Here is a 6,234-nt window from a genome sequence, read left to right on the forward strand (position 1 = left end):
TGACTAACTGCTGCGTCAGGCGATCTTGAACCGTGCCACCGATTGGCGCAATTCTTCGGCCATGTGCGAGAGCTCGCGCACCTGCTGCGCAGTGGTGCGGGTACCTTCACCCGTCTGTTCGGTCACCGCAAAAATGTGCTGGATGTTGTCGGCCACTTCGTTGGCCAGAACAGCTTCACGGGAAGTGGAAGACGAAATCTGCTCAATCAGTTCAGCCAGACGGCGCGACACGCGGTCGATTTCGGTCAGTGCGGTACCAGCGCTGTCCGACAGGCGAGCCCCTTCCACCACACCCTGCGTGGAGCGCTCCATAGCGGCCACGGCGTCCTGGGTGTCGGTCTGAATGGCCTTCACCAGCGCCGAGATCTGGCGCGTGGCGTCTGCGGAACGTTCAGCAAGGCGCTGCACTTCTTCCGCCACCACCGAGAAGCCGCGACCGGCTTCACCGGCAGACGCGGCCTGGATGGCGGCGTTCAGAGCCAGCACGTTCGTCTGCTCGGTAATGTCGGAAATCAGCTCGGTGATTTCACCGATCTCCTGCGACGATTCGCCCAGGCGCTTGATCCGCTTGGAAGTGTCCTGAATCTGATCACGGATGGAATTCATACCGCCGATGGCGTTCTGCACGGCCTGCAGACCCGAGTCCGCAGCTTGCAGCGACTGACGGGCCACCGTGGCAGACTCTTGCGCCTGTGTGGACACTTCGTTGATTCGGGTCGCCATGTCCAGAACGGAACGGCCGGTTTCACGAATTTCGCGCAGCTGTTCGGTCGAAGCAGCCAGCAGTTCGGTCGAGGTGTTGTCCACCTGCGCGGTCGTCTGCGCCACGCGGGTCGCCGTGTTCTGCACGCTGCCCACCAGCTGGCGCAGTTCTTCCACCGTGTAGTTCACCGAGTCGGCGATGGCGCCCGTAATGTCTTCGGTCACCGTGGCTTCCTGTGTCAAGTCACCTTCGGCGACCGACTGCAGTTCGTTCATCAAACGCAAAATGGCAGCCTGGTTGGCGTCGTTAACGCGCTTGGCTTCTTGCTCCTGGCGCTTGGCGTCTTTTTGCTGCATTTCAGCAGCGGCCTGACGGCCCCGGCTGTCGAGCAGCTGTACCCGGGAAATGCCCACACCGCAAAAGATCACGAACAAACCGGCCAGCGCCATTGCTGCGAGCTGACCACCACCCACACCCGTCTGGGCAGAAAGCTTGGACTGCAGGCCTTCCAGCTGGCGGCGCAGCGGTTCACTGTCGGCAATGATGGCGGACTGGGCCTCGCGGGCAGACACGAGCCCCTGCAGGTTGCCCAGAATGGCGCTCGCCTGGGTCCGGGTTTGCTCATAAAGCTTGATCAGCGCTTCCAGCTGTTCACGCGTTTGCGCGTCACGTGTCGGGGCCAGGCGCAGTTCCGGGCTTCCGTCCAGCAGACCTTGGGCAATTTCCTTGAAGGAGTTCAAGTCCTTGCCCAGCAGAAACACGGCCTCGGGGCTCACACCTTCCATCGTCTGGAATTCGTTGGCAGATTTGCCGATACGCTGGGTCAACATCACCAGCTGGCCGGCGGCAGAAATTTCGGCGGCCGGGGCGTTCTGCTGCAGTTTCAGCGAAGACACGGTTTCAGCGATTTCCAGCAGATCGGAAGACTGGCGGTTGATCGTGCGCAGCGCGTCACCCACCTGCGTCAGAATTTTTTGCTGGCCCATCACCACGCTGGCGTTGCGTTCGGCGCGTTCCATGAGCGGGTTCACCGCATCCAGGTCGGGCTTGAAGGGTTCGCCCAACGACTCCACACCCAGCTCTGCATCGCCGGAATTCAGGGCGCGCACGTTTCGCGCCAGCACGCCCGAGCTTTCCACAACGTCCGGGAAGGCCTGGGGACTACCCACCAGCGCCTGCGACACGGACTTGGCGAGCCGCTGTGACTGCATCAGGGATTGCCCGGTCGAAGCAAGCTGCTGGGCAGACCGGTCCGCCTGCTGCAGCACCCAGAAAGCGATCAAAGCCAGCACCGCAACGCCGATCAGCAGCAGCGCGAGCAATCGCCGCTGGTGGGCCGCCGCAGTCGCCCGCCCCAATACCGGCAGCGAGATCAGATCTTCTTCCGCCTCTGGCGAGTGCAGCTCCGGCACATAACCATCAGGATCGCCCTGGACGCTGTTCATCGCCTCGGATTGGTAGGTATCGCGCATTGGCGAGCCTTCCAGCGGACCCGTGGCAAGCAGATCCTGCCCGTCGTCGGCGGTCGCGCCGGTTTCCGGAGTGGCAGGTTTCCGGTTGAACAGTTTTCCAAATTGATTGACAACGGACATGGTGCGGCCTTACAGAAAAACTCAAGCACTGATGCTCAGGAAAGCGGGATGTTGGGACAGGATCTGCAAGTTCAGCTCCTGCCAGCGTTTGCCGCTGGAATCGATGTAAACGGTGCCAAAAAAAGCAGGGGCATCGTCGGCGGGCGGCTCGGATGACACAAAGGCATCGGTACCGCGCAGCCCCGCCAGACGGTCCACCAGCAAGGCAGCGTTCACATCCAGGGCGGCATTGAATGCAAGCAGGCTGGCCTCTGCGAGCGCCTGGTCGGTGCGCGGCGCAGAGGAACCCAGCAGGCCCGCCAGATCCACCACACCGACCAGACCACCCCGAAGGTTGGCAACACCCAGAAACCAGCTCTGGGTGTACGGAACTGCCTGGATCGAACCCCAGGGGAAGATCTCCCCGGACTGGCCCAGTGGCAGCAAATAGAAACTCCCGGCGGACTCTACAGCCAGCCAGGAGGAAACAGAGGTCCCTTCGGTTCTTGCGGCCTGAAGACGGCTGGCAAGTCGGGTCTGGAGCTCTCGCAGGGCTTCGCGGTTGGCCATGAACGCGCCGCAGCCTCAGTTCAGGGCGTCGATCTTGGCCTGCAGTTCGGCGGGATCCACGGGCTTGGTGATGTAGCCACGCGCTCCCTGCCGCATCCCCCAGACGCGATCTGTTTCCTGATTCTTGCTGGTGCACATAATGATGGGCACATCGGCATACAGCGGATCCCGGGTAATGGCGCGCGTGAGCTGGAACCCATTTTGGCCAGGCATCACGACATCCATGAGGATCAGGTCAGGCTTTTCCTCCGCCAGACGGCGAAAAGCCTCTTCAGCATTTTCTGCGGTGCGAACCTGCATACCTTTTTTCTGAAGCAGGTCCGTCAAAAACATCAACTCGGTCTTCGAGTCGTCGACGACCAGTACTTTCTGGATGGGCATTACATCGCTCCTTGTTGGGCATTGCCAAACTGCTGCACCGCTTGCAACAGCTGGTCTTTGGTAAACGGTTTGGTGAGATATTCCTGGCAGCCGACCATGCGCCCGCGCGCCTTGTCGAAAACGCCATCCTTGGAGGACAGCATTACCACCGGAGTATCCGCAAAACGGGCGTTGCGCTTGATGATGGCGCAGGTCTGGTACCCATCGAGCTTGGGCATGAGGATGTCGCAGAAAATCAGCTGTGGCTGGTAATCATTGACTTTGGCCAAAGCATCAAAGCCGTCGTCGGCCAACAAGACTTCGTGCCCCCCCTGCTTGAGAAAAATCTCGGCGCTTCGACGGATGGTGTTGCTGTCATCCACCACGAGCACTTTGAAAGATGCGCCTGTTGTAGTCAATTGTTACTGCTCCCGATGGAAAAATAAACAACGCATCAGCACATGATGATGCTGATGCGCCTCAAATCTGAACCATCTCGAAGTCTTCCTTGCGGGCTCCGCATTCGGGACAGGTCCAGTTCATCGGGACCTGATCCCAGGGAGTATTGGGGGCAATGCCGTGCTCAGGAGATCCCTCTGCTTCGTCATAAATCCAACCGCAAATCAAACACATCCAGGTTTTAGAGTCGATCACAGCTTAAAGGGCCTTCACATAGAATGCAACGATTGTATCTAGTCATCTCCGTGGGCTGCGGCTTCGGTGCCACCCTTCTTGCAGGATCTGGTCCATGACCACCAAAGCATCCACTCCCCCCCCAGACATCATGGACCTCGACGATGACGGCCCGGAGGACGCAAGCCCTGCATGCGTGCTCGTCTTCAATGCCAGCGACCCCAGCGGCGCTGGCGGGCTGACGGCCGACATCACCACTATTGCCTCCGTAGGCGGGCATCCGATTGCCGTGGTCACAGGTGCCTATGCCCGTGACACGGCGCAGATTTTCGACCACTTCAGCATTGACGACGAGGCGGTGGCCGAGCAGGCCCGGGCCGTGCTGGAAGACCTGCCGGTCCAGGCCATCAAGGTCGGTTTCGTGGGCAGTCCGGAGAACATCAGCACCATCGCTGAAATAACCACAGACTATGACGAAGTCCCGGTGATAGCATACATGCCCAACCTGTCCTGGTGGCGCGATGAGCTGATCGACGAGTACCTGGACGCGTTCCGCGAATTGTTGTTACCGCAGACCTCGGTGTTGGTTGGAAACCACAGCACCCTGTGGCGCTGGCTGTTGCCCGACTGGACCAGCGACCGCAGCCCCACGGCGCGCGACATTGCCCGGGCCGCCTCCGAAATGGGCGTGCCCTATACCCTGGTCACCGGCATTCCCCTGCCCGAGCAGTTTGTCGAGAACGTGCTGGCCTCCCCCCAGACCGTGCTGGGCAGTGGCAAGTTCGAGCTGTTCGACGCCACCTTCTCCGGCGCCGGCGATACCTTGTCGGCCGCCCTCACGGCCCTGGTGGCCAGCGGCAACGACCTGGGCGAAGCCACCAGCGAAGCTCTGGGCTACCTCGACCGCTGCCTGGATGCCGGCTTTCGCCCCGGCATGGGGCACATCTTGCCCGACCGCATGTTCTGGGCCCAGCCCGACGGTGACGAGGCCGATGGTGACGAAGAAGAACCCCCGATTGATGAAGCACAGGCCCTCGAAGGCTTTGTGATGCCCCCCCATGACACCAAGCACTGATCTCAATATTCCCCTGTTCGAACGCGCCAAGGCGCTGATCCCCGGCGGCGTGAACTCGCCCGTACGGGCCTTCAAGGCCGTGGGCGGCACGCCGCGTTTTGTGAAGCGTGCAAAAGGCGCCTACTTCTGGGACGCCAACGACCAGCGTTTCATCGACTACATCGGCTCCTGGGGACCGATGATCCTGGGCCACGGCCACCCCGCTGTGCTCGAAGCCGTGCAGAGCGCCGCCCTTGACGGCTTCAGCTTCGGCGCACCCACCGAGCGAGAAGTGGAGCTGGCCGAAGAGATCCTGAGCCTGGTCCCTTCGATGGAGATGATCCGCCTCGTCAGCTCCGGCACCGAAGCCGGCATGAGCGCCATCCGCCTCGCACGTGGCGCCACGGGGCGAGCCAAGTTCATCAAGTTCGAGGGCTGCTACCACGGCCACGCCGACTCACTGCTCGTCAAAGCCGGCTCGGGCCTGGCCACGTTTGGCAACGCCACCAGCGCGGGCGTGCCGCCTGAAGTGGTGCAGCACACCCTGGTGCTCGAATACAACAATGTCGCCCAGCTCGAAGAAGCCTTTGCCCTGCACGGCAAGGAACTGGCGTGCGTGATGATCGAGCCCATCGCGGGCAACATGAACCTGGTGCGCGCCAGCGTGCCGTTCATGAAGCGCTGCCGCGAGCTGTGCACCGAATATGGCGCGCTGCTGGTGCTGGATGAGGTGATGACGGGCTTTCGCGTGGCCCTGGGCAGCGCGCAAAGCGTCTATGCCAAGAGCATCCCCGGCTTCAAACCCGACATCACGGTGCTGGGCAAGGTCATTGGCGGTGGCATGCCGCTGGCAGCCTTCGGTGGCCCGCGCGCCATCATGGAACACTTGGCGCCGCTGGGCGCGGTGTACCAGGCCGGCACGCTGTCGGGCAACCCGGTGGCCACGGCCTGCGGGCTGGCCACGCTGCGTGAGATCAAGAAGCCCGGCTTCTTCGATGCGCTGTCGGCCACCACACGTTCGCTGGTTGATGGGCTGGCCGCTGCGGCGGCGGCCGAGGGCGTGCCCTTCAGCACCGACAGCGAAGGCGGCATGTTCGGCTTCTTCCTGATGCCCGAGCTGCCCCAGAACTACGCCCAGGTGCTCAAGACAGACAGCGCGCGGTTCAACCAGCTGTTCCACGGCCTGCTGGATCGCGGTATCTATATTGCACCTGCGCTTTACGAGGCCGGTTTTGTCAGCGCCGCCCATACACCCGAAGACATTGCAGCCACCGTGGCAGCCGCCCGCGAAGTGTTCAATGAACTATCAAAATAATAGCTGCCAGCGCTTTACCATCAAGCGC

Annotated in this window: 7 protein-coding genes; 2 read left to right on the forward strand and 5 right to left on the reverse strand. The window is 61.7% G+C overall.

The genetic code is table 11. The features are described 5' to 3' along the window. Nucleotides 1-15: 15 nt before the first annotated feature. From KYG_RS02605 to KYG_RS23505, 5 genes are all read right to left on the reverse strand, one after another. The gene (locus KYG_RS02605; protein ID WP_008903266.1) at nucleotides 16-2,295 is read right to left on the reverse strand and encodes a methyl-accepting chemotaxis protein; all 2,280 of its coding nucleotides are present in this window, start codon (nucleotides 2,293-2,295) and stop codon (nucleotides 16-18) included. Between the two features lie 21 nt (nucleotides 2,296-2,316). After that, nucleotides 2,317-2,844 (reverse strand): chemotaxis protein CheW, encoded by a 528-nt coding sequence (locus tag KYG_RS02610; RefSeq protein ID WP_034692840.1) that lies wholly within the window; start codon nucleotides 2,842-2,844, stop codon nucleotides 2,317-2,319. A 15-nt stretch (nucleotides 2,845-2,859) separates the two neighbouring features. Continuing rightward, the gene (locus tag KYG_RS02615; protein WP_005796104.1) at nucleotides 2,860-3,225 is read right to left on the reverse strand and encodes a PleD family two-component system response regulator; all 366 of its coding nucleotides are present in this window, start codon (nucleotides 3,223-3,225) and stop codon (nucleotides 2,860-2,862) included. Further along, nucleotides 3,225-3,623 carry a PleD family two-component system response regulator gene (locus KYG_RS02620; RefSeq protein ID WP_034692846.1) on the reverse strand — a complete coding sequence of 133 codons (399 nt, stop codon included), beginning with the start codon at nucleotides 3,621-3,623 and terminating at the stop codon, nucleotides 3,225-3,227. The genes KYG_RS02615 and KYG_RS02620 overlap by 1 nt, the downstream gene beginning before the upstream one ends. 61 nt (nucleotides 3,624-3,684) lie before the next feature. After that, a complete protein-coding gene (locus KYG_RS23505; RefSeq protein ID WP_008903269.1) occupies nucleotides 3,685-3,858 on the reverse strand; it encodes a rubredoxin in 174 nt (57 codons plus the stop codon). Nucleotides 3,859-3,952: 94 nt separating this feature from the next. Here KYG_RS23505 and KYG_RS02625 point away from each other — a divergent pair, with 94 nt between their 5' ends. Further along, on the forward strand, nucleotides 3,953-4,912 hold the full coding sequence (locus KYG_RS02625; protein WP_008903270.1) for a bifunctional hydroxymethylpyrimidine kinase/phosphomethylpyrimidine kinase: 960 nt from the start codon (nucleotides 3,953-3,955) through the stop codon (nucleotides 4,910-4,912). Further along, nucleotides 4,896-6,206 carry a glutamate-1-semialdehyde 2,1-aminomutase gene (hemL, locus tag KYG_RS02630; protein ID WP_008903271.1) on the forward strand — a complete coding sequence of 437 codons (1,311 nt, stop codon included), beginning with the start codon at nucleotides 4,896-4,898 and terminating at the stop codon, nucleotides 6,204-6,206. The genes KYG_RS02625 and hemL overlap by 17 nt, the downstream gene beginning before the upstream one ends. Nucleotides 6,207-6,234 lie beyond the last annotated feature (28 nt).

The organism is Acidovorax sp. NO-1 (genome assembly GCF_000238595.1).
Classification (GTDB): domain Bacteria; phylum Pseudomonadota; class Gammaproteobacteria; order Burkholderiales; family Burkholderiaceae_C; genus Acidovorax.